11 protein-coding genes and 1 pseudogene are annotated in these 20769 nt (G+C 41.9%); 7 read left to right on the top strand and 5 right to left on the bottom strand.

Annotated elements, in window-relative coordinates; translation table 11 throughout:
* Positions 1-175 precede the first annotated feature (175 nt).
* The 3 genes from pip to AACU32_RS39040 form a co-directional block, all read right to left on the bottom strand.
* Positions 176-1126, bottom strand: a complete 951-nt coding sequence (gene pip / locus AACU32_RS39050; RefSeq protein ID WP_096607567.1) for a prolyl aminopeptidase — start codon at positions 1124-1126, stop codon at positions 176-178.
* 100 nt (positions 1127-1226) lie between these two features.
* Entirely contained in the window at positions 1227-6668 is a 5442-nt protein-coding gene (locus tag AACU32_RS39045) for a trifunctional serine/threonine-protein kinase/ATP-binding protein/sensor histidine kinase (protein ID WP_096607566.1), read from the bottom strand.
* Between the two features lie 486 nt (positions 6669-7154).
* Positions 7155-10502, bottom strand: coding sequence for a S8 family serine peptidase (locus AACU32_RS39040; protein ID WP_096607565.1), 3348 nt, complete (start codon positions 10500-10502; stop codon positions 7155-7157).
* Between the two features lie 1120 nt (positions 10503-11622).
* On the opposite strand from AACU32_RS39040, the gene trpS reads away from it, so the two are divergent.
* From trpS to AACU32_RS39025, 3 genes and pseudogenes are all read left to right on the top strand, one after another.
* Positions 11623-12633 (top strand): tryptophan--tRNA ligase, encoded by a 1011-nt coding sequence (trpS, locus tag AACU32_RS39035; RefSeq protein WP_096607564.1) that lies wholly within the window; start codon positions 11623-11625, stop codon positions 12631-12633.
* 60 nt (positions 12634-12693) lie between these two features.
* Positions 12694-13623, top strand: coding sequence for a methylenetetrahydrofolate reductase (locus AACU32_RS39030; RefSeq protein WP_096607563.1), 930 nt, complete (start codon positions 12694-12696; stop codon positions 13621-13623).
* 113 nt (positions 13624-13736) lie between these two features.
* Positions 13737-13947 (top strand): annotated as a pseudogene (locus AACU32_RS39025) (Uma2 family endonuclease); the annotation flags it as partial.
* Here AACU32_RS39025 and AACU32_RS39020 read toward each other — a convergent pair.
* Positions 13933-15069 (bottom strand): serine/threonine protein kinase, encoded by a 1137-nt coding sequence (locus AACU32_RS39020; RefSeq protein ID WP_096607562.1) that lies wholly within the window; start codon positions 15067-15069, stop codon positions 13933-13935. The pseudogene AACU32_RS39025 and the gene AACU32_RS39020 overlap by 15 nt on opposite strands.
* A gap of 62 nt (positions 15070-15131) precedes the next feature.
* A complete protein-coding gene (locus AACU32_RS39015) occupies positions 15132-16166 on the bottom strand; it encodes a serine/threonine protein kinase (protein ID WP_096607561.1) in 1035 nt (344 codons plus the stop codon).
* A gap of 147 nt (positions 16167-16313) precedes the next feature.
* Here AACU32_RS39015 and AACU32_RS39010 point away from each other — a divergent pair, with 147 nt between their 5' ends.
* The 4 genes from AACU32_RS39010 (at position 16314) to AACU32_RS38995 (ending at position 20625) form a co-directional block, all read left to right on the top strand.
* Positions 16314-17099: a Uma2 family endonuclease gene (locus tag AACU32_RS39010; RefSeq protein ID WP_096607560.1), complete on the top strand. Its 786-nt coding sequence runs from the start codon at positions 16314-16316 to the stop codon at positions 17097-17099.
* A complete protein-coding gene (locus AACU32_RS39005) occupies positions 17083-17223 on the top strand; it encodes a hypothetical protein (RefSeq protein WP_339378628.1) in 141 nt (46 codons plus the stop codon). The genes AACU32_RS39010 and AACU32_RS39005 overlap by 17 nt, the downstream gene beginning before the upstream one ends.
* Positions 17224-17257: 34 nt before the next feature.
* Complete coding sequence (locus AACU32_RS39000; protein ID WP_096607559.1) at positions 17258-18526, top strand: ATP-binding protein; 1269 nt, start codon at positions 17258-17260, stop codon at positions 18524-18526.
* A 71-nt stretch (positions 18527-18597) separates the two neighbouring features.
* The gene (locus AACU32_RS38995) at positions 18598-20625 is read left to right on the top strand and encodes a tetratricopeptide repeat protein (RefSeq protein ID WP_096607558.1); all 2028 of its coding nucleotides are present in this window, start codon (positions 18598-18600) and stop codon (positions 20623-20625) included.
* The last annotated feature ends 144 nt before the right edge of the window (positions 20626-20769 follow it).

The raw sequence follows: 20769 nt of genomic DNA, 5'->3' as shown, positions 1-20769 counted from the left end.
TAGGGAGCAAGATGCTCCCACTACAAATTTTTTTTGGCAACATTGGGATGTCCCCATTGATTTCTAGGGGCGGGTTTTCCCCAGCCTTGAAGATAATCCGTGACACTAATTTAGCCAGAAATGATATTTTTCATCACAACTGACAACTGACAAATGACAACTGACAACTGACAAATTACGAATTAATGCCAAACTTATTCGTAGCTGCAATTAATGCACTCCGAATTCCCGGTTCGCTCATCGAATGTCCCGCATCTGGAACCACAATAAATTCTGCTTCCGGCCAAGCACGATGCAATTCCCACGCTGATATCATCGGACAGACTACATCATAACGACCCTGAACAATTACAGAAGGAATATGCCGAATTTTATCAACATTTAAAAGCAGTTGATTTTCATCCTGAAAAAATCCCTTATTTATGAAATAATGACATTCAATACGTGCAAACGCTTCAGCAAATTCAGTCTCACCAAATGTTTGCATCAAGTTAGTATCGGGAAATAATCTACTAGTGCTAGCTTCCCAAATTGACCAAGCACGGGCTGCTTCTAATCTGACTTGCAAATCGGGGCTGGTTAGGCGGTGATAATAAGCTGTGAGTAAATCATCTCGTTCTTGGGGGGGAATTGGTTTAAGATATGCTTCCCAAGCATCAGGAAAAATATAGCTAGTACCTTCTTGATAAAACCAATGCAATTCTTTTTTACGTAGCATAAATATGCCGCGTAAAATTAATTCTGTACAACGTTCGGGATGGGTTTGACTATATGCTAATAATAAGGTGCTACCCCAACTACCACCGAATACAGCCCACTTTTCTATTCCTAAATGTTCGCGGAGTTTTTCAATATCACTGACTAAATCCCAAGTAGTATTTTCCCGCAATTCGGCGTGAGGTGTACTTTGACCACAACCACGTTGATCAAACATCACCAATCGCCATTTTTCGGGATTAAAATATTGGCGATAAAAAGGTGGACAACCACCACCGGGGCCACCATGTAGTAAAACTATTGGCTTTCCTTGGGGATTACCTGACTCTTCAAAATGAATTTTGTGTAATTCAGATACCTGTAAATAATCTTCGTTATAAGGTTCGATTGCTGGGTAAAGTTCGTACATTGCTAGGATTTAGGGAAGGTCAATGGTCAAGGGTTATTAGTTATTTAAGCTTGGATTTTTAGGAGAACGAAAAGTTCTGCGTTCGCCAAAAAATATTACTTTAGCGGATAGGAAGCATAATTTCAAATTCGGTTCCCTCTGCTGGGTGCGATCGCACAGTCAAAGTCCCGTCATGTTGTTGGATAATCGAATAGCTGACAAATAATCCCAAACCTGTACCCCTACCTATGGGTTTTGTCGTAAAGAACGGGTCAAAAATCCGGTCTTGAATACTTTCAGGAATTGTACTATCTGTATTAGCGATCGCAATTCGTAACCGTTCAGAGTCGATCATTTCCGTCCGAATCCGAATTTCTGAGTTTTCGCTGCTTTGGGGATGATCTCGAATTGCATCAATCGCATTGTTGATAATATTCAGGAAGACTTGATTCAACTGGCTAGGAGAGCAAGTCACCAGAGGTAGGTTACCATACTCCTTGACTACTCGGATTTCGGGTTTATTTTCAGAGGCTTGCAAGCGATTCTGTAAAATTAATAACGTGCTTTCCATGCCACTATGTAAATCTACGGCTTTAATTTCGGCTTCATCTAAGCGAGAAAAGTTCCGTAAACTCAAGACAATCTGGCTGATGCGATCGCTCCCGACTTTCATCGATTCTAAGATTTGATTGACATCCTCAAATAGAAAATCGAGGTCAATTTCCTCGCTCATGGCTTGAATAGCTGGACTAGGTTGAGGATATTCCTGTTGATAAAGTGTCAGCAACCTCATCATGTCTTCAATATAACTTTCTGTGTGGGTGAGATTGCCCTTGATAAAACTAACTGGATTATTGATTTCGTGAGCAATACCTGCTACCAGTTGACCGAGTGATGACATTTTCTCACTCTGGATTAATTGTGCTTGAGTTTGTTGCAATTTTTTCAAGGTTTGCTCTAAATCTTGGGCTTTGAGGTTGAGAGCCTGGGTTTTTAGCTCAACCTCTGCTTCTAGGGTGTGGGAATAGTTTTCGGTCTGTTGATACAGACGAGCATTTTCCAGAGAAATGGCGGCTTGGCTAGTGAGGAGTTGGAGAATCTCGATGCGATCGCGACTAAAAGCACCGACAGTTAAGTTGTTTTCTAGGTACAAAATCCCCACCAGTTTTCCTTGGCGACTGATGGGAGTACACAAAGCTGATTTGGGCTGATGGATGATGATATAGCGATCGCCTGCAAATTGTGCTGCTTTACTCAAGTTTTCAAACACAGCTGTCTCTTGAGTCCGTGCCACCGTGTAAATTAAACTCTGGGGAAGTTCCTGGGATTGATCCAGCGGTATTTCTAAGGTTTTCGCCCGTTGTTGATCGGCTTGAGCGACAATTAACCATTGTTCGTCTTGGCGAAGAACCAAATGACCGATTTGTGCGCCAGCATTAGCGATCGCAATCTGCATCAAGGTTGCTAAAAGTTTCTCTAATTCAATTTCTTGTGATATAGCTTGTGCTGCTTTCATCACGGCGGGAAAATCTAACCATAAATCCTGGCTGCTAGAGCTTTTAGTTACACGTCTCATCAGAGTTGAGGAGATTGTTGCATCAGATGCGATCGCAAAGTTAGTCTGTTGGAGAATAGGTGTCAGTAGTTGGGGATATTGTTGTTCTAAGTGGGCGACTTTTGCCTTTGCACCCCAACGGGTGTAGCAGTAGTAGGCTTGTTGCATATAGCCGGAGGCCACCTTTTCCTTACCCCAAGCAAGGTAAAATTTAGCAGCCAGTTCGTTAGCTAAAGCTTCTTCTTGGATATATTCGTTAGTTTTGGCTCCAGCGATCGCCTTGTCGTATAGCTTAATAGCTTCTGCATTCTGTCCTAATACCCGGCATTTTTCGGCGGCGACTAAATCAAGCTTATGTTGGTGATTCATCCGAGCATAGTGCGCCCAGTGCTGTTGCAGGTGCGATTGGTTTTGTTCCACTCGCGCTAATGCTGCTGATGTTTCCGGTGATTTCGGACTCAATTGTGCTAACGCAATCAAAGAATCATAGAAATAAAACACTGCTTCACTAAACATTCCCCTCGCAGCCATTAAATAGCGCTTATCTTCAATTGCATGGCTTTTCGCTGATTCAATTTCCCCAAACAGGTAACATAGCATCAGCTTATATAAATGGAAGTTATACAACCCAGAAAAATTATGAGCAGAGATCAGTAGAGGCAGAAATTCTGCTTCTTGAAGCACTTCTCCAGATAAGGTACTCGGATGCTCTGTACCCTGGAGCAAATTTAACATACTCTGCCAATAGATTCGACAGTTATTAGCCGTTGTTAATTGATTCATTTGCACCAACCCATTGCAGTAAGCACGAGTCTCCTGTTCCAAGGTTGCAAGGGGCTGACTGCACCAAAAAGAATGAAAACAGAAAGCTTGGGCATTATATCCTGCATACTCCTGATTTCCTACTTCTAAGGCACTTGTATAGTTTTCTTGCAGGAGTGGCAGTATTTCTTTGAGGTGGGATTTACGGTGTACGATGAAGATTGCCGCTGTCAGTAATACCCCTGGTTTGACAGCTTTGGCATCGAGTTTGGAGACGACAGCCAGTGCCAACTGACCAAACTTGACTCCTGTCTCGACATCGTGCTGCATATTACAAGCAATATTGCCATAGGAAGCGTAACTATGGGCTGAAGCCGATGTATTTCCATATTGAATCGATAGCTTGACTGACAAACAAACCAGTAATGGATGGAAGGGAGAACCAGAAAGGTAAGCAGCTGGCATAATGCTACTGGTGATCCGCAGAATGGCGATTTTTTCTCCATCCGTCATCATTGGAAGGTGAACACAATCTGCAATTTCGCGATCGCCAATCAGTTGTTCAATGTCTGCAATTTCTTGTTGAATATCATTCTTTGTGGGTGTTTCCGGAAAGGTGATACCTAGCTGCTGTAATACTTGTTGACCAATGGTAATGGCTGTGTGCAGTTGATTCCGAGAGACATTTGACTGAATTTTAATTCGGTAAACATTGATCTGTTCCAGTAACGAATGCGTTTGTTTGATGACTGTATCAATAAATTGCTCCATCGCCGCAAAATCACCGCCTAGCCAAGCTAATTCAGCCGCTAAATCATGGAACTCTAGACTAATTTCATATTGACGTTGCCAAGCATTTTTTCCGAGTATAGATAATCCAGTATTGGCATATTCACGAGCAGCTTGATAAGCAGTAGCGCTTTTGGCTTTGCGACAAGCAATCAGATTAAGTTGAGCTAATTCATCTCGTTCTTTTTGTTCGGTAATTAAAGCTGTTCCATAGTTTAATTGATTGACTACCTCAAAAATGCGGTCAACTCTTACTTCTTTTGATATCTTTTGGAGCAAAAGTTGTCCAATTTGGTAATGGGTGGATTGTTTTTGGTCTTCGGGAATTAGAGAATAGGCAGCTTGTTGGACGCGATCGTGCAAAAATCGATAGGCTACATTTTCGCTGTTGCTAGTATTCCCATCTACCCGATCAGAATTGAGATAAAATTTATATACTTGACTTTGTGGCAGAATCAGACCTTCCTGTAAGGCTTTCCATAAAGCATCCGCAGCATCTGCTTGTGATTGTTCCCAAACGATCGCTAAGGTTGCTAAATCAAACTGATTCCCGATACAAGCAGCTAATTTGAGTACTTGTTGTGTTTCGCTGGGTAGTTTCTGTAACTGTTGCGCCATAAATTCCACCACATTATCGGTGAGGGAAAGCGCATGGATTTGGGTAATATCACATTCCCACCCCCCCGTAGCCCCCCCTTTGTAAGGGGGGGTTGGGGGGGTAAACTTAATTTGTCCATCTTCGTGCAATGCTTTGAGAAACTGGGTGATAAAAAACGGATTTCCTTGAGTTTTGCGATCAATTAATTCTGTGAGGGGACGCGATCGCTCTGTGGGACAATGTAATGTATCAGCAACTAACTGATTCGTATCACTCAATGTTAAGGGTAAAAGCGTAATTGTATTAATAGTCTTCTGAGCTTTCTTCAGTTCCTCTACCGTCAAGATAAATGGATGTGCCGCTTGTACTTCATTGTCTCGATAAGCCCCTAACAATAGCAGATAGCTGTTATCCTGCATCAGGAGTTTCATCAACACGAGCGAGGCGGAATCTGCCCACTGTAAATCATCCAGAAACATCACTAACGGATGTTTTGGAATTGTAAACACGGCAATAAATTTTTGGAACAATAAATTAAAACGATTTTGTGCCGCAGTTCCTGATAGTTCTGGCACAGGGGGTTGCCGATCAATAATTAATTCTAGTTCCGGAATTACCTCAATTAAAACTTGTCCATTTTCGCCCACTGCTGCGAGAATTTTAGTTTTCCATAGTGCTAAGTGCGTGTCAGATTCTGTCAACAATTGCTCCATTAAATCCCGTAAAGCTTGCACAAAGGCTGATAGGGGGATATTGCGATTAAACTGGTCAAATTTTCCTTTAATGAAATACCCTTGCTGACGGGTAATTGGCTTGTGAACTTCATTGACTACCGCAGTTTTCCCAATACCAGAAAATCCTGCTACTAGCATCATTTCCGATGTACCATTGGCGACGCGCTCAAAAGCTTGGAGTAAGGTTGTAACTTCTTTTTCTCGTCCATAAAGTTTTTCAGCGATGAGAAAGCGATCGCACACATCCCGCTGACAAATTTCAAAATTTATAATTTTGCCAGTATCTTTTAATTGATATAAACAAGTTTCTAAATCGTACTTTAATCCCAAAGCACTCTGATATCTATCTTCAGCATTTTTCGCCATCAACTTGCTGATCATATCGCCTAATACTTGTGGTATTTCTTCCCTCTTGCCTTCTGGCTTTGGTGCTTGTTTAGCAATATGACAATGCACCAACTCTATCGGATCATCAGATATAAATGGTAATTCTCCTGTTAACAATTCATAAAATGTCACCCCAAGAGAATAAAAATCACTGCGGTAATCTATGCCTCGATTCATCCTTCCAGTTTGTTCGGGGGCAATATAAGCGAGGGTTCCTTCTAAAACATTAGGACTTTTAATTTCTTGGGTTTCTTTAGGAAGTAATGAAGCGATACTAAAGTCAATTAGTTGAACTTGTTTGGTTTGTGGGTGAATCAGGATGTTTGCAGGTTTGATATCTTTATGAATTACACGGCTTTGGTGTAAACAGTGGAGAAGATTGGTTAATTGAATTGCAATTGTCAAAAATTCAATTAAGGAGAGAGTAGTGTTTTTAATGTATTCTCGTAAAGAAACTTCCCCCCTATCTTCCATCACCAAAATATAACCATTACCATAAGATTCTAATGATAAAGGATGAATAATACCAGGAATATTGAGATTTTTACTAATAGTGTATTGATTGCGAAATTGTAATAATTCGTTAAAACTAGGATATTCAGATGTCAGAAGTTTAATGACTACTGCAAGTGTTTCTTGCTCTCGAATAGCTCGATAGACTTTGGTTCTGGAGCCTGCATACAGTTGAGAACTAATTTGATATCCGGGAATACTAGGGATTTGGCTCGTAATACTCATTTATACTGACCTCACAGCGTTTTTGTTTCATGAGGCTAGTATTCCCTTAAAACATCTCAGTTTTTGCAAAGAGGGGAAAAATCATTCAGGATATGTAAGATTAGCGTGTTTATATACCGATAGCTCTAGATTAAAAGGTATAATACCAATTCTATGTGAGGTTGCACATTAATGCCCTCATCAACCAAGGGTGGTTCTAGACAAACAAAGCCTGCCTAAGCAGACGATAACTGCTATAATCTCCTGGCTTGTAGCCAGGACATTGGTAAAAGTTGTTAGAGGTTGTTTGAAAAGTGGTTGGCTGTGATTTTAGGCACTAATAGATCCCCCCTAGCCCCCCTTAAAAAGGGGGGAAAACTTCTTAAAGTCCCCCTTTTTAAGGGGAGCCACTGCGTTGGACGGGTTTCCCGGCTTGAAGCAAGTGGCGTGGATAATGGGGGATCTAAAACGTTTTGCTACCCAAGACAGGACTTTTCAAACATCCTCTTAGATGACTGGAGACTCAAGAATAATATCCAAGCTCGAAATCAAGCCGGAACTAATATTGAGGGTAGCAAACTGAGTGCTTTGAATTCCATTATTAAAGCTCAAAGCACCTGTAGTTGCGTTATAGCTGAACTGGTTAAGATTAGTCGCACCCAAGAAAGAACTTTTAATGAGAATCTTATCCCCAGCAGCACGAGAGAAGTCTGCGATGGAATCAATTCCTTCAGATAGAGAATTGAAAACAAAGATATCAGCACCAGAACCGCCTTTCAGGGTATCCTGACCAAGACCGCCGATTAGGGTATCGTTACCGTTATTGCCTGTGAGGATGTTATTGCCATCATTACCTGTGAGGATATCATTAAAATTAGTACCTGCGATCGCCTCTATATTCATCAATGTATCACTGCCGCCTTGGCCATCACTCGCTGTGCCCGTCTTCAGGTTAACGTTGACACCAGTGGTCGCATTTTTATAAGTGACAGTATCAGTCCCGGAACCACCATTGAAGATATCATTGCCAGCACCACCATCAAAAGTATCATTCCCTAAGCCGCCTGTGAAGGTGTCGCCGTAATTAGAACCGACGATCGCCTCTATATTCATCAATGTATCACTGCCACCTTGTCCATCGCTAGCTGTGCCCGTAGTCAGGTTAACATTGACACCAGTGGTCGCATTTTTATAAGTGACAGTATCAGTCCCGGAACCACCATTGAAGATATCATTGCCAGCACCACCATCAAAAGTATCATTCCCTGAACTGCCTGTGAGGGTATCGGCGTAATTAGAACCTGCGATCGCCTCGATGCTAATTAATGTATCACTCCCACCTAGTCCATCGCTAGCTGTGCCCGCCCCCAAGTTAACGTTGACACCACTGGTAGCACTTCGATAACTGGCAGTATCGCTACCGGAACCACCATCGAGGGTGTCATCCCCAGCCCCACCGTTGAGGGTATCATTCTCCGTACTACCTTTGAGGGTATCATTCCCAGCACCCCCACTGAGGTTATCGTTACCAGCACCACCATCCAAATTATTATTACCTATGCTGCCGGTGAGGGTATCAGCGTAATTAGAACCGAGAATCGCCTCGATGCTCATTAAAGTATCACTGCCACCTAGTCCATCGCTAGCTGTGCCAGTTGTTAAATTAGCTTTGACAGCACTGGTAGCACTTCGATAACTGACAGTATCATAACCTGCTGCGCCACCATCCAGGTAATCACTACCAGCCGCACCATCAAAGGTATCATTTCCTAAGCTGCCGATCAGGGTATCAGCGTAATTAGAACCTGCGATCGCCTCGATGCTAATTAATGTATCAGTGCCACCTAGCCCATCGCTAGCTGTACCCGCCGTCAGGTTAACGCTAACACCACTGGTAGCACTTTTATAACTGGCAGTATCGTTACCTAAACCACCATCAAGGCTATCATTCCCTAAGCTACCTGCAAGGCTATCATTACCAGCATCACCATTGAGGTTATCATTACCAGAACCACCATCAAGGGTATCATTGCCATTTTCACCATAGAGGTAGTCATTGTCTTGACCCCCAAAGATGATATCATTGTCTTGTCCACCATAAATAGTGTCTTGTGCAGACCCGATTACAGCACTAGCTGAGTCGCCATAAAGGCGATCATTACCATCTCCGCCATTGATCAAGTCATTACCCAGATCGCCATAAATCGTGTCATTACCTTGTCCACCTGCAAGGGTATCATCTCCAGCGCCACCATAGATGGAATTATTACTAGCATTACCAGAGATAGTCTCACTATTATCAGCACCGTAAGCTGTGTTGGTGGGTACCAGCTTAATGTAGTTGAGATTGAAACCACCTGTGACCATATCCAGGCGCAGTTGATGACTCCCCGCGCTTAAATTTACTCCTTTGGCGATCGCATCCATCCAAACGTCATCCGCTCCTGTAGAATTAAAGCTGATGATTCGTTCTTGCTCACCGTCAATCGCCGCCTTAATTTGTTGATTGTTGCCCACAGAAGCAACTCGCAATTGTATGTCATAAAATTTATTCTCAGATAAATTAAATTCATAAGCTAGCCATTCCCCTGCTTGAATTCCAGTGACATCAAAGCCATCGCCATCACTGCTATTTTTGATATCTACACCTAAATCTCGGCGATATTTTTTACCTTCATTGGTAGATGTTTTATCTTCGGCATCATTGTAATTCTCCGCTTGAATTTTAATTTCCGATACAGCAGATCCACCAGTATTGTTATTAGTACTTTCCGGCTGCACTAAAGTACTCCCAACAACCTGTTGATAGGCTTTAAACACATTCAAGCTACCGCCAGTGACGGTTTTACCTTGCAGAGAATCGAGCTTGTCAACAGTTGACAGTAAGGCGTATCTGAGTTCTAAAACAGTTAGATTGGGGTTAGCAGCTAAAAGTAACGCCGCAGCGCCAGCCACTTGGGGAACAGCCATTGATGTACCATTCCATGCAGCGTACTGATTATTAGGTAAGGTACTGTAAATATTTACCCCAGGTGCTGCTAAGTCTACAGAATTTTCACCATAGTTGGAAAAAGAGGCTAGTTGATCTTTTTGATCTATAGCTGCAACAGTAATTATATTCGGAAGATCGTAACTGGCGGGATAACGTGGCGTAGTATCATTATCTTGACCAATATTATCACTATTACCATTACCTGCTGCGGCTATAACTAAAACGCCACGCTCATAAGCATACTGTAGGATATCATATTGCTCTTGATCGAAATATTTGGAGCTAAAACTCAGGTTGATGATTCTCGCTCCGTTATTGATCGCATAAAGTGTACCTTGGTTTACGCTCCACAAATTCCCTTGGGTGTCACCTGAGCGGAAATGCTTCGTAGCCATAATTGAGACATTTGGACTAACCCCAATTACTCCCTGGCTATTATTGCCTACAGCACCAATGATACCGGCAACGTGAGTTCCATGACCGCCTTTTGGGCTGTCGTCAATGGGTTTATTGTCTCCATCCCCAAAGTCCCAACCGTGGACATCATCAATATAGCCGTTGCCATCATCATCAATACCATTGTCTGGTATTTCATCGGCATTCGTCCAAATGTTAGCGTTTAAGTCAACGTGATTGTAGTCAACACCACTATCTACAACAGCCACGATGACATTTTTGCTGCCTTGGGTATAGTCCCATGTTGCGGTGGCATTAATCTTGCTTAAATCCCAGAGATTGCCAAAATATAAATCGTTGGGTATCCAATCTGGTACTGGTGGCTCACTATCTCCATCTGTCTGTTCGTCAGTACTTTGTTGGTCATCACTCATACTTAACTGAGCATTTTTATCAATTATTTCCATTTAGTGAAAACCACCTTCAAAAATATAATTAAATAACGAAAACAGCCAACAATATTTTTATCTTCAGATAAAAATATTGGCTAATATTGAAAGGAGAAGGGAATAAGCAGAAAAAGATTTATGTCATTCCTCAAACTTTGTCAAATAATGGGAATGCATCCTGATTATCAAACAATTAATTGCTAGTTTATCCAAGGTAATGAGCAATCTGCAAATTATATTGCCATGCTTTTTGAAGAATATTATGAAGTTTTAGTGAAGTTATTTTTTTGCTAGACACAATGTATTTTAAAGCACATTAATATTCAAGTTTAGCTAGGACAATAATTTATTATTAGGCAAAAAGGTGAAAAAATCCAGCTTAGTGAAGCTACTGCCACAGTATTTACTGGTATAAATTTTAAGACATATTGTTGTATATACATAAACAAAGCATCAGTTTTGAGAAGTCAAATAGACTGTTTGCTTGACTTTAAAGAGTAGTTTATAGACTTTATAAAATTGAAATCTGCCTTATTTCAGAAAAAAAGAGAATAATGTTGCAGATTGATGGAAAATATAACTCCACACTTCAAGCAAAAGAGCAAAGCTGCTTTTTGCTTATTTTATCTATTTAAATAATCTAGAGTTGAGTAATTTAGTGCTGTTTGGCAGCAGCCAAAGCTGACAAGATTATGATTTTATTCTTTGATAAAAAGAAAATAAAAGCAGACAATTAATACCGATTTACAAAAATTATCGACACAATAGATTACTTTGTCGTTAGCGCCAACAGTCAAGCGATCGCTCTCATCCCTACTCTATCTGACAAGAATTTAACTTTTATAGATATTTTGTAAAGCGAAGGTGCATAAAGGAGATGAGGCAATACGGTTCGGATAAGCAATTTTCATCTCTCTTTTGGGAAAGGGAAAAGGTTAAGGGGTAAGGGGGAAAGGTTTGAATGGGCCCTTTTCCCTTTTCCCTTTCCCCCTTAACCGATCCGTATTGGGAGACAAGGGAGAGAAATGCCCAATGCCCCATGCCCCATGCCCATTGAAGCTAGAAAATGTCAAAATTAAATGTGTTTTGTAACTGCCGCTTAAGATAGGGCAGATTTGAGATAAATAACTGGAAATTTATGGGCAAGCAGCGCGTTCTGTCGGGAGTTCAACCAACTGGAAATTTACATTTAGGCAACTACTTAGGAGCAATTCGTAACTGGGTGGAAGCCCAGAGTGATTACGACAATTACCTGTTTGTCGCTGATTTGCACGCAATTACGGTGCCACACGACCCCAAAGAGTTGGCATCTAATACCTATAATCTGGTTGCTCTCTATCTGGCTTGTGGTCTAGATTTAGATTATTCCACGATTTTTGTCCAATCTCACGTCTCGGCACACAGCGAACTCACCTGGTTGCTCAACTGCATTACTCCCCTCAACTGGCTGCAAGACATGATCCAGTTTAAGGAAAAAGCTGTCAAACAGGGGGAAAATGTTGGTGTCGGCTTATTGGACTACCCAGTGCTAATGTCTGCTGATATTCTGCTTTATCAGGCAGATTTTGTCCCTGTGGGGGAAGACCAAAAGCAACATTTAGAATTAACGCGGGATATCGTCAACCGATTTAATCACTTGTTTGCTAAACCGGATCAACCAGTGCTGAAGCTACCAGCACCTTTGATTCGGAAAGAAGGGGCAAGGGTGATGAGTTTAACTGATGGTACACGCAAAATGTCCAAGTCCGATCCGTCGGAATTAAGCCGGATTAATTTGTTAGATACACCAGAGCAAATTACCAATAAAATTAAACGTTGTAAAACCGATCCGATTCGGGGTTTAACTTTCGACGATCCAGAGCGTCCTGAGTGTAATAATTTGTTAACTCTATATCTGCTGTTGTCTGGTAAAAATAAAGAAGAGGTAGCAGCCGAATGTCAAGATATGGGTTGGGGACAATTCAAACCATTATTGACCGAAACTGCGATCGCAGCCCTGAAACCGATTCAAGAGAAATATCAGGCAATAATGGCAGATAAAGGCTCTCTGGAGTCAGTATTGCGGGAAGGACGGCAAAAAGCTCAAGCAGTTGCTAACCAAACACTAGCAGAAGTCAAAGCTGCTTTGGGTTATTCTCTACCTCTTTAAGGATTTCGCTTTTAGGAGTAATTTGCTTTACCCTGAAAGAAACTGGAAATTCTGAATGTTATGTCTGATACCCAAAGTCCGACAGTCTTGAATGCCTTTCGCCAAGCTGCGCAAGCAGGCGAATTTTTAATTACTGCCGAGGTAGCACCACCTAAAGGCGGAGATCCAAAACATATGCTTGATATGGCGGCGACCCTTAAGGGGAGGGTTCATGCTGTCAATATTACCGATGGTAGCCGAGCAGTATTGCGGATGTCTTCGTTAGTTGCCTCGGCAATTTTATTACAACATGGAATTGAACCGATTTGTCAGATTGCTTGCCGCGATCGCAATCGGATTGGTTTACAAGCTGACCTCATGGGCGCTCATGCTCTAGGTATCCATAACATTTTAGCTCTCACTGGTGATCCAGTAAAAGCAGGCGATCACCCTGATGCTAAAGGTGTCTTTGATTTAGAAGCCGTGCGATTGCTGCAACTGATTCGCAAACTCAATCAAGGCGTTGACTCTAACGAACAACCCTTGACCGATGGCGCACTCGATTTATTTGTGGGTGCAGCAGTTGACCCCCAATGTGCGAGTTTGTCAGGTTTGCAAAGCCGATTTGAACGTAAATTACAAGCAGGAGCGCAATTTTTTCAAAGTCAATTAATTACAGACTTTGAGCGACTAGAAAAGTTTATGGACACAGTTGCCGCAGGTTGTAATAAACCTATTTTAGCAGGAATTTTTCTGTTAAAATCAGCAAAAAATGCCCAATTTATTAATAAGTGCGTTCCTGGTGTAAATATTCCTCAGCACATTATTGATCGGTTAGCCAAAGCCAAACATCCATTGGAAGAAGGCGTAAAAATTGCCGCTGAGCAAGTGCAAATTGCACAGCAATTGTGTCAAGGTGTCCACATGATGGCTGTGAAGCGAGAAGATTTGATTCCGCAGATTTTAGATTTAGCTGGAGTAGCGCCAGTTAATTTAGTGTTAACTAAGTAAACGGTTGAGGCGATCGCATTTTTCTGATTACAAAGCAGAGGAAGTGCGATCGCCCAACCGCGCCTTTGATTGCTAAACTAAAAAACAACCCTTACCTCTGCAAAGGTAGTCTTATAACCTCTGCAACCAATCCCGCAGGCGAACTAACTCCTTTCCCCGACCATACGCAGCTACCAGAGTCTGACAGTACTTTTTTGTAAGCCAGTCGCTTGCGAGGGTTCCCCCATTGTGCAAACTGGCGCGAAAAATTGCCAAGAGCATCCGCAAAATGTTTTACTCACTGATTTAATTAGATCTGTTATGAACAAATTACATTCTCAAGGTGCAAGATATGATTAGAGGCATAATAGCAAGAATAACAGTTACAGCCCAAACCCAGAAAGTAATATTAGATCCATCTCGTGTCAATCTTATGAAATAACCTATCCATCCAGCATAGACTATTAAAGAAATAGGCACCAGAAGGTGCAGTGGTAGTCTACTTAGTCTAAAATCTGACTCTAGCTCATCTTTTGCCAGCATTTGCTCCAATTCATTCAAAGAAGCAAACGCCGACTGGGACTTAGATTGGGGACGAATCACTTCTATGCTGTAACTTGGCTGAATTTTAGGTGAAGGCATTGCTTTTGCTACTTCTAGCATTGCCAACCACTGCTGCATTGACTGAGGGCGGTCTTCTGGCTCCAGGGCCATTCCTTTGAGAATTGCTTTATTTAATTGGTCACTGATGTCTGGAACAATTTGTTTGGCTGGAATCAAAGAATCATTATCAAGCTTACGATCTAGAGAACTTGTAGGAGATCGACCTGTGACTGCATAATAGAGCGTAGCAGCTAGGGAGTAAATATCAACTGTTGGCTGTCGACTGCCTCTAAGTGTTTGCTCATAAGGTGCATAACCCTGGTTACCAGCCTTATTAGTTGAACTAATGGCTGAAGGAACTACTTGTTTAGCAATGCCAAAATCAATCAAAACCGCTTTACTATCGCTCTCCAGCATGATATTTCCTGGATGAGCATCTCTATGTACGAGCCCTGCCTGATGCACTACCGTCAAAGCTTCCCCAATTTGGCGAATATACTGTATAATTTCTGATTCTGGTAACGCCCCCTTGCGGCGCACCATCTGAAACAAATTTTCTCCTGGCACAAAGTTCATTACTAGGCAGTGGGTGCTGCCTTCTTGAAATCTGTCAATCACTCTCACAATATGAGGGTGAGGAGATTGAGATAGCTGTTCCAGTACCCGCCCTTCCTGAATAAATTGCTTTATGTATTTGTCATAATTCTCATCATTCTTCAGATATTCACTGGGTGTCTTGATAACAACTGTTTTTTTGAGACCAACATCGAATGCCTTGTAAGTAGTTCCGAATCCCCCCTGCCCCAGGACTTGATCGATTACATATTTACCACCTTGCAATTTTTGGTCTTTCATCCAGCTCATGAATACCTCTAAGTGCAAATAAAATTACCTTAATCTGCATTATGATGAAAGCTTAGCTAATTTTACGGTGTTTTTTGAGATGACGGACTTGGAGAAAGTAATGCTGGGCTGGAAGAAGGAGAAGGTTTGAATTTATCCATCAAGGCACCTATTCCCGCAAGCAAGGTTCCAATAGCTGCGATCGCTGCAATAACTACCCCCCAAACCTGAATTTGTTGCTGCCAATTTGAGTTGGGTTTAGATCCTACAATTTGTTCAGGTTGGGGACTTTCCCTAGTCAACCCCAAAGAATCGAGCCATTCTCGCATTGACTGCGATCGCTTTTTTGGATCTAGCTTCATACCTGTTAAAATTGCTCGGTTAGTGCGATCACTAATCTGAGGATTCCATTCTTTTGGAGACACTAAATGCTCACCGTCAACTTTGCGCTTCATTGCATTGACAGGTGTTCTTCCTGTCAAAAGTTTATACAGAGTAGCTGCGAGTGAATAAATATCGCTATATGCACGAGCTATAGTACCTTTTGCATAAAGCTCAGGGGGTGTAAATCCATCAGAAGTTTCCTTCGTCCGGCTTGTGGTTAAGATATGGTCAAAATCTAGAGCTAGACCAAAATCGATTAACACTGCTTCTAACTGCCCCTCTCGGTTTCGCAACAAAATATTTCCCGGATGCACATCTCGATGAATCAGTTCATTTTCATGTATAACTATCAGTGCTTCCCCAATTTGCTGAATGTAACGTAATGCATCTTGTTCCGAAAGTATTGGTGGACGAAGATTAGCCAAACTATCTTCACCAAGATATTCCATTACCAAACACGGAGACTCTCCTTCCCTAAAAAGTTCTGTAATCTGCACAATATGCTTATGGTTACATCCTCTAAGTTTTAATGCTTCACTGTAAAACATACCCTCCAGTCGTGCGCGATCCTCTTGGCTTAGGGAATTGAGCAAGCTATCGTTTAAAGTTTTAATAACTAAGCGATCGCCATTTTTGTTTTTTACCAAATAAGTGATGCCAAAGCGTCCCCTTCCCAATTCCCTTTCAATAGTGTATTTACCACCTTGCAATTGCTCGCCAGCTACCCAAGCCATCGTTGCAACTCCCAAAATACATAGATTAATTTTCACACACCAGACTCTTGATAATTTAAGTTATTTTCTCCTCAGGAGTGCGATCGCCCTTTTCCTCCCCCAATTGCTACACTAAAAAACAACCCTTATCCCTGCAAAGGTAGTCTTATGACCTCTGCAACCAATAGAGCAACCGACCTCACTCCATTTCCTGACCATACGCAGCTACCAGAGTCTGATGGCACTTTTGTGAAGAACTTTCAAGAACATCCCCAAAGCATTTTACTAACAGACTCGATTAAACCGATACTGCAACAACGTCATCCCGATGGACAATACTGTATTGGGCAAGATTGTGGGATCTACTGGCGTATGACTGACCCCCCAGAAAAAGGCGCAGCAGCACCAGATTGGTTTTACGTAGGGAATGTACCGCCCTTGCTTGATGGTCAAACACGCAGGTCTTATGTATTTTGGCGAGAGTTTATTGCCCCATTAATTGTCTTAGAATTTGTCTCTGGTGATGGTAGCGAAGAACGAGACACAACTCCTTGGAAGGGCAAATTTTGGATTTATGAACAGGTGATTCGTCCTCCCTTTTACGGCATTTATGAAGTTAATCAAGCCAGCGTCGAAGTTTATGAATTAATTGGTGGAAAATACCAGTTGCTATCACCCAATGAACGCGGACATTATTCCATCACACCTATGGGAGTAGAGTTAGGTATATGGCAGGGAGAATATCAGAATATGGAATTACCTTGGCTACGCTGGTGGGATGAGCAAGGTAATTTGTTGTTGACTGGTGAAGAAAGAGCCGAACAGGAACGCCAACGCGCCGAACAAGAATCTCAACGGGCGGAACAGGAACGCCAACGCGCCGAACAGGAACGCCAAAGAGCCGATCGCCTAGCTGCACAATTGCGATCGCTTGGGATTGAACCAGAAGCATAATCAGGTTTTTGCGATCGCTGATTGTAGCGTCAGGAAGATGCGATCGCCTCAACAAGTTAATAATGTAATTAAGCTCTCAGCTATACAGCTAAAATTCAGCCAAAAGCTGAGTATTATCTCTTGACTATTGATTATTAACTATTAAATTGATTAGATTAATGTCACAAAATCCCTTCTACGTTGGTGGCCCAGTACCTCCAGATTACTTTTTCGGGCGCAATTCTGAAGTTAGAATCGCTTTCGATCAAATTTCCCGACGTGCCCATTTAGCTATTTATGGTAGTCCTGGTATGGGCAAGTCTTCGCTTTTGAGATACTTAGCTTCACCGATAGTTTGGCAAGCGCGAGGACGAGATGCAACTCAAGCATTCATTATTTCTATTAACTGTACAGGGATAAGTCCTTTTACTCCCTCTGGTTTTTGGCGCGAAATCCTCAGTCTGTTGCAAGATGAAGCTGAAGGTGATGACGCACTATACGCTGATATTAAGCAGTTGTTGCAGGAAGAAAAGGTAGAGAAAGGAGATTTGCGCCGGATGCTGCGGAAAATTGGGCAGCGTGACAAGTTCTTATTGCTGTTGTTAGATGATTATGATGCGGCGCTTCACCCCAATGACCAATACACGGAAACCCAAATGCTCACTTTCTTGAGTGAGTTCCGCGATCTAGCAGTTCACAGCAATGAAGGTAAATATCTCTCAACTATTGTTACCACTTTTCGCCGCCTCAACGAACTAGGCCCGACAATTACACCAGGGGGTTCACCTTGGTATAACCATTATCTCTTTCGCCTCCTCAGACCCTTACCCGCTAATGAAGTGAATGCTAGGCTTGCTATACCCATTCCCGGTAATTTGAGAGCAGGAGTTTTAGATATCATCGATGGACACCCAGCACTGCTGCAAAATGCCGGTTATCTATTGTATGACACTATCCAAGCTGGGCAAACTCCTGATATTGAGTCCTTTACACGAGATTTTGAAAGCGCTACCGAGCAATACTTCCGCGATACATGGAGATTTTCCACAGAGGAAGAGCAAATTCTCTTGATGCTGATTGCGCTGGTTCGTTTGCAAGGTCGCTTAAATAGAAACACTCGCTACACTTTAGGTGATATTGACCTAGTTTTCAGCCAAAGGAGTCGAGAATTAATTGATTTGGAAGAACGGGGAGTAATTGGGCGCAGATTAGAAGAAGGGAAAACCGTTTACACTTTTAATTCATCGATGATGGAGTGGTGGGTAATCCAAGAAATCTACAATACTAATGAGGCGCAACTGGAAGGAAGGGAGAAAGTTTTTCTCAATTTGATGAGCCGCGAACAAGCTGGTACAGTCAAAAAAGCGATCGCTTGGGTATGGCAACATCAAGATATAGTCAAGTCTTTAGTCTGGATTGCGCGTAAACTTGGGGGCGATCCTACTTGAGAAGTAATTGTCACTTGCCTTATGCTTAAGGTACATATGAATCTACTTCCTCTGGGGAGGATTTGGCGAGAATGGTGTCTGCAACCGATTGGGAAGATAATCCTTACATTATTGGTCGCCCAATTTACGAACCAGAGTTATTTTTTGGCCGTGAAGATTTATTCAATTTTGTCCAAGACAATCTAAATAAACGGGCACAGGTAATTTTGCTGCATGGCCAGCGCAGAATTGGCAAGTCTTCTGTACTATCTCAAATTCCTAACTTTATCACTCTAGAGCAGTTCTTGTTCGTGCCTTTGTCTTTGGAAGGTAAAAGTCAAAAGTGCCTGAGTGAAGTTCTCCACGAGTTGGGAAGAGATATTATTGATTACCTGGAATTGTCCAAACGCCAAGTTATTCTGCCAAGCAAAAGAGATTTGGCGGAAGATGCACAAATATTTTTCAATGATTTCTTACCTCAAATTTATCAAGTAATCGAAGGTAAGAATTTAGTACTTTTGCTGGATGAATTTGATGTTTTAGGTGATTCTGAAGAAAATTCCGCTGTTTCTCACTTCTTCCCTTGTCTCCAGTCAATTGTCTATTGGCACAAGGAACTTTTTATTATTCCAGTTGTGGGGCGACAATTAGATGATATGCCTAACTTACTGAGTTTATTTAGGCAAGCTCCCCATCGAGAAATTGGTCTTTTAGATAGACATAGTGCAGAACGGCTAATTGTTAAACCTGCTGAGGGAATTCTCACCTATGAAACTGAGGCGATCAATGCAATTTGGCAACTAGCAGCCGGACATCCTTATTTTACCCAAGTTATCTGCTTTGCGCTGTTTTCCCAAGCTAGGGATGAGCAACGCTGGTTAGTAAATCGTCAAGATGTAGACAATATTGTAGAGTCGGCGATTGAGATTGGCGAGGCTGGTTTAGCCTGGTTCCGGGATGGGTTACCAATAGCGGAAAGAGTAGTTTTTTCAGCCGCAGCCCAAGCCCAACAGCAGAAAAACGCGGTAGTTAAAGGCGAACCTTTAACACATCTGGTGCAGTGTGGTGTGGTTTTAACTGAGCCATTTCATACAGCAGAAGAACGCTTGCTAGAATGGGGCTTTTTCAAGCAATTAGGAGCTTCCGGGATACCAGAGTTATATTATCTGAATACTTACAAAATCACAGTTGAATTAGTGCGGCGCTGGCTAATGAAGCGGTATCCATTGCGCAGAGAAATTTGGGAATTAGCAAAACTCGACCCGGAGAGCGATCGCATTTATCAACAAGCAACAAGGCTATATCAAAATAATGATATCCAAAACTCGCTTCAGCTATATGAACAAGTATTACAAATTAACCCCAACCACTTTGATGCACTGTTTAGATTAGCTGAGGTATGCATAGATGTCAAAGACTTTGATGCAGCCGTAGAACTCTATGCTAGAGCTTATAAAGTTGATCCAATTCGCAACAAGGAAGGATTTGTTCAAGCTTTGCTCAGTTATGGGCAAGAATTAATGGAGCAAAGTAGATTTGAAGCCGCAAAAGAGCAATTTCGCCAAGCCTTAATACTTCAACCTGATAATACAGTTATCCAGACAGCTTTAATTGCGGCTCAAGAAGAAACAAAGATTTATCGAAGCGGTGAGAGATTTGTGATTACAAACGGTAAATATGTTGAAAAATTGAGTGATGCAATAATTAGTAGTCACCCGATTAATATCGGCGAGCAAAGTATTAATATAAATCAAGGTATTGACTTAGGCGAGGTGACAGTTAGTGATGCGACTTATTTAGTTAATACTAGTATTGCTCAACTGCAAAATTTAGACGCTCCCGAAGCAGTAAGATTGGCAAATTTACTTCAACAGTTGCAAACAGAAATCGTCACAAATAGAGAATTAGAACCGGAAGATAAAGCCGAAGCTTTAGAACAAGTAATTGCTTTAGCTGAAGCGGGGAAATATCCTGAGGAAGGGCGGATGCGCAGGATAGCAAGAACTTCACTGAAGATTTTGATCGGTACACTTGCAGGTTTACCGAGTTCTGCAACTTTAGTGAGAACTGCTAATCAATTACTACCCGCGATATCTAAATTATTGAATTTGAATTTGTAAAAGGAGCATTCCAATTTTGAAAAAAAGACAGTAGGGGGAGCATCTTGCTCCCTACTTTATTGTCCAAGCGGGCAAGACTTCGACAGTCTCAGTCCGAGGATGCCCGCACTACAAAATAAAATAAATTTACACATTTGGGATGCT

Origin of the sequence: Calothrix sp. NIES-2100 (genome assembly GCF_963875285.1) — a bacterium.
Classification (GTDB): Bacteria; Cyanobacteriota; Cyanobacteriia; order Cyanobacteriales; family Nostocaceae; genus Aulosira.
The sequence above is the reverse complement of the archived record's forward strand: the minus strand, read 5'-3'. Positions and strand labels throughout refer to the sequence as shown.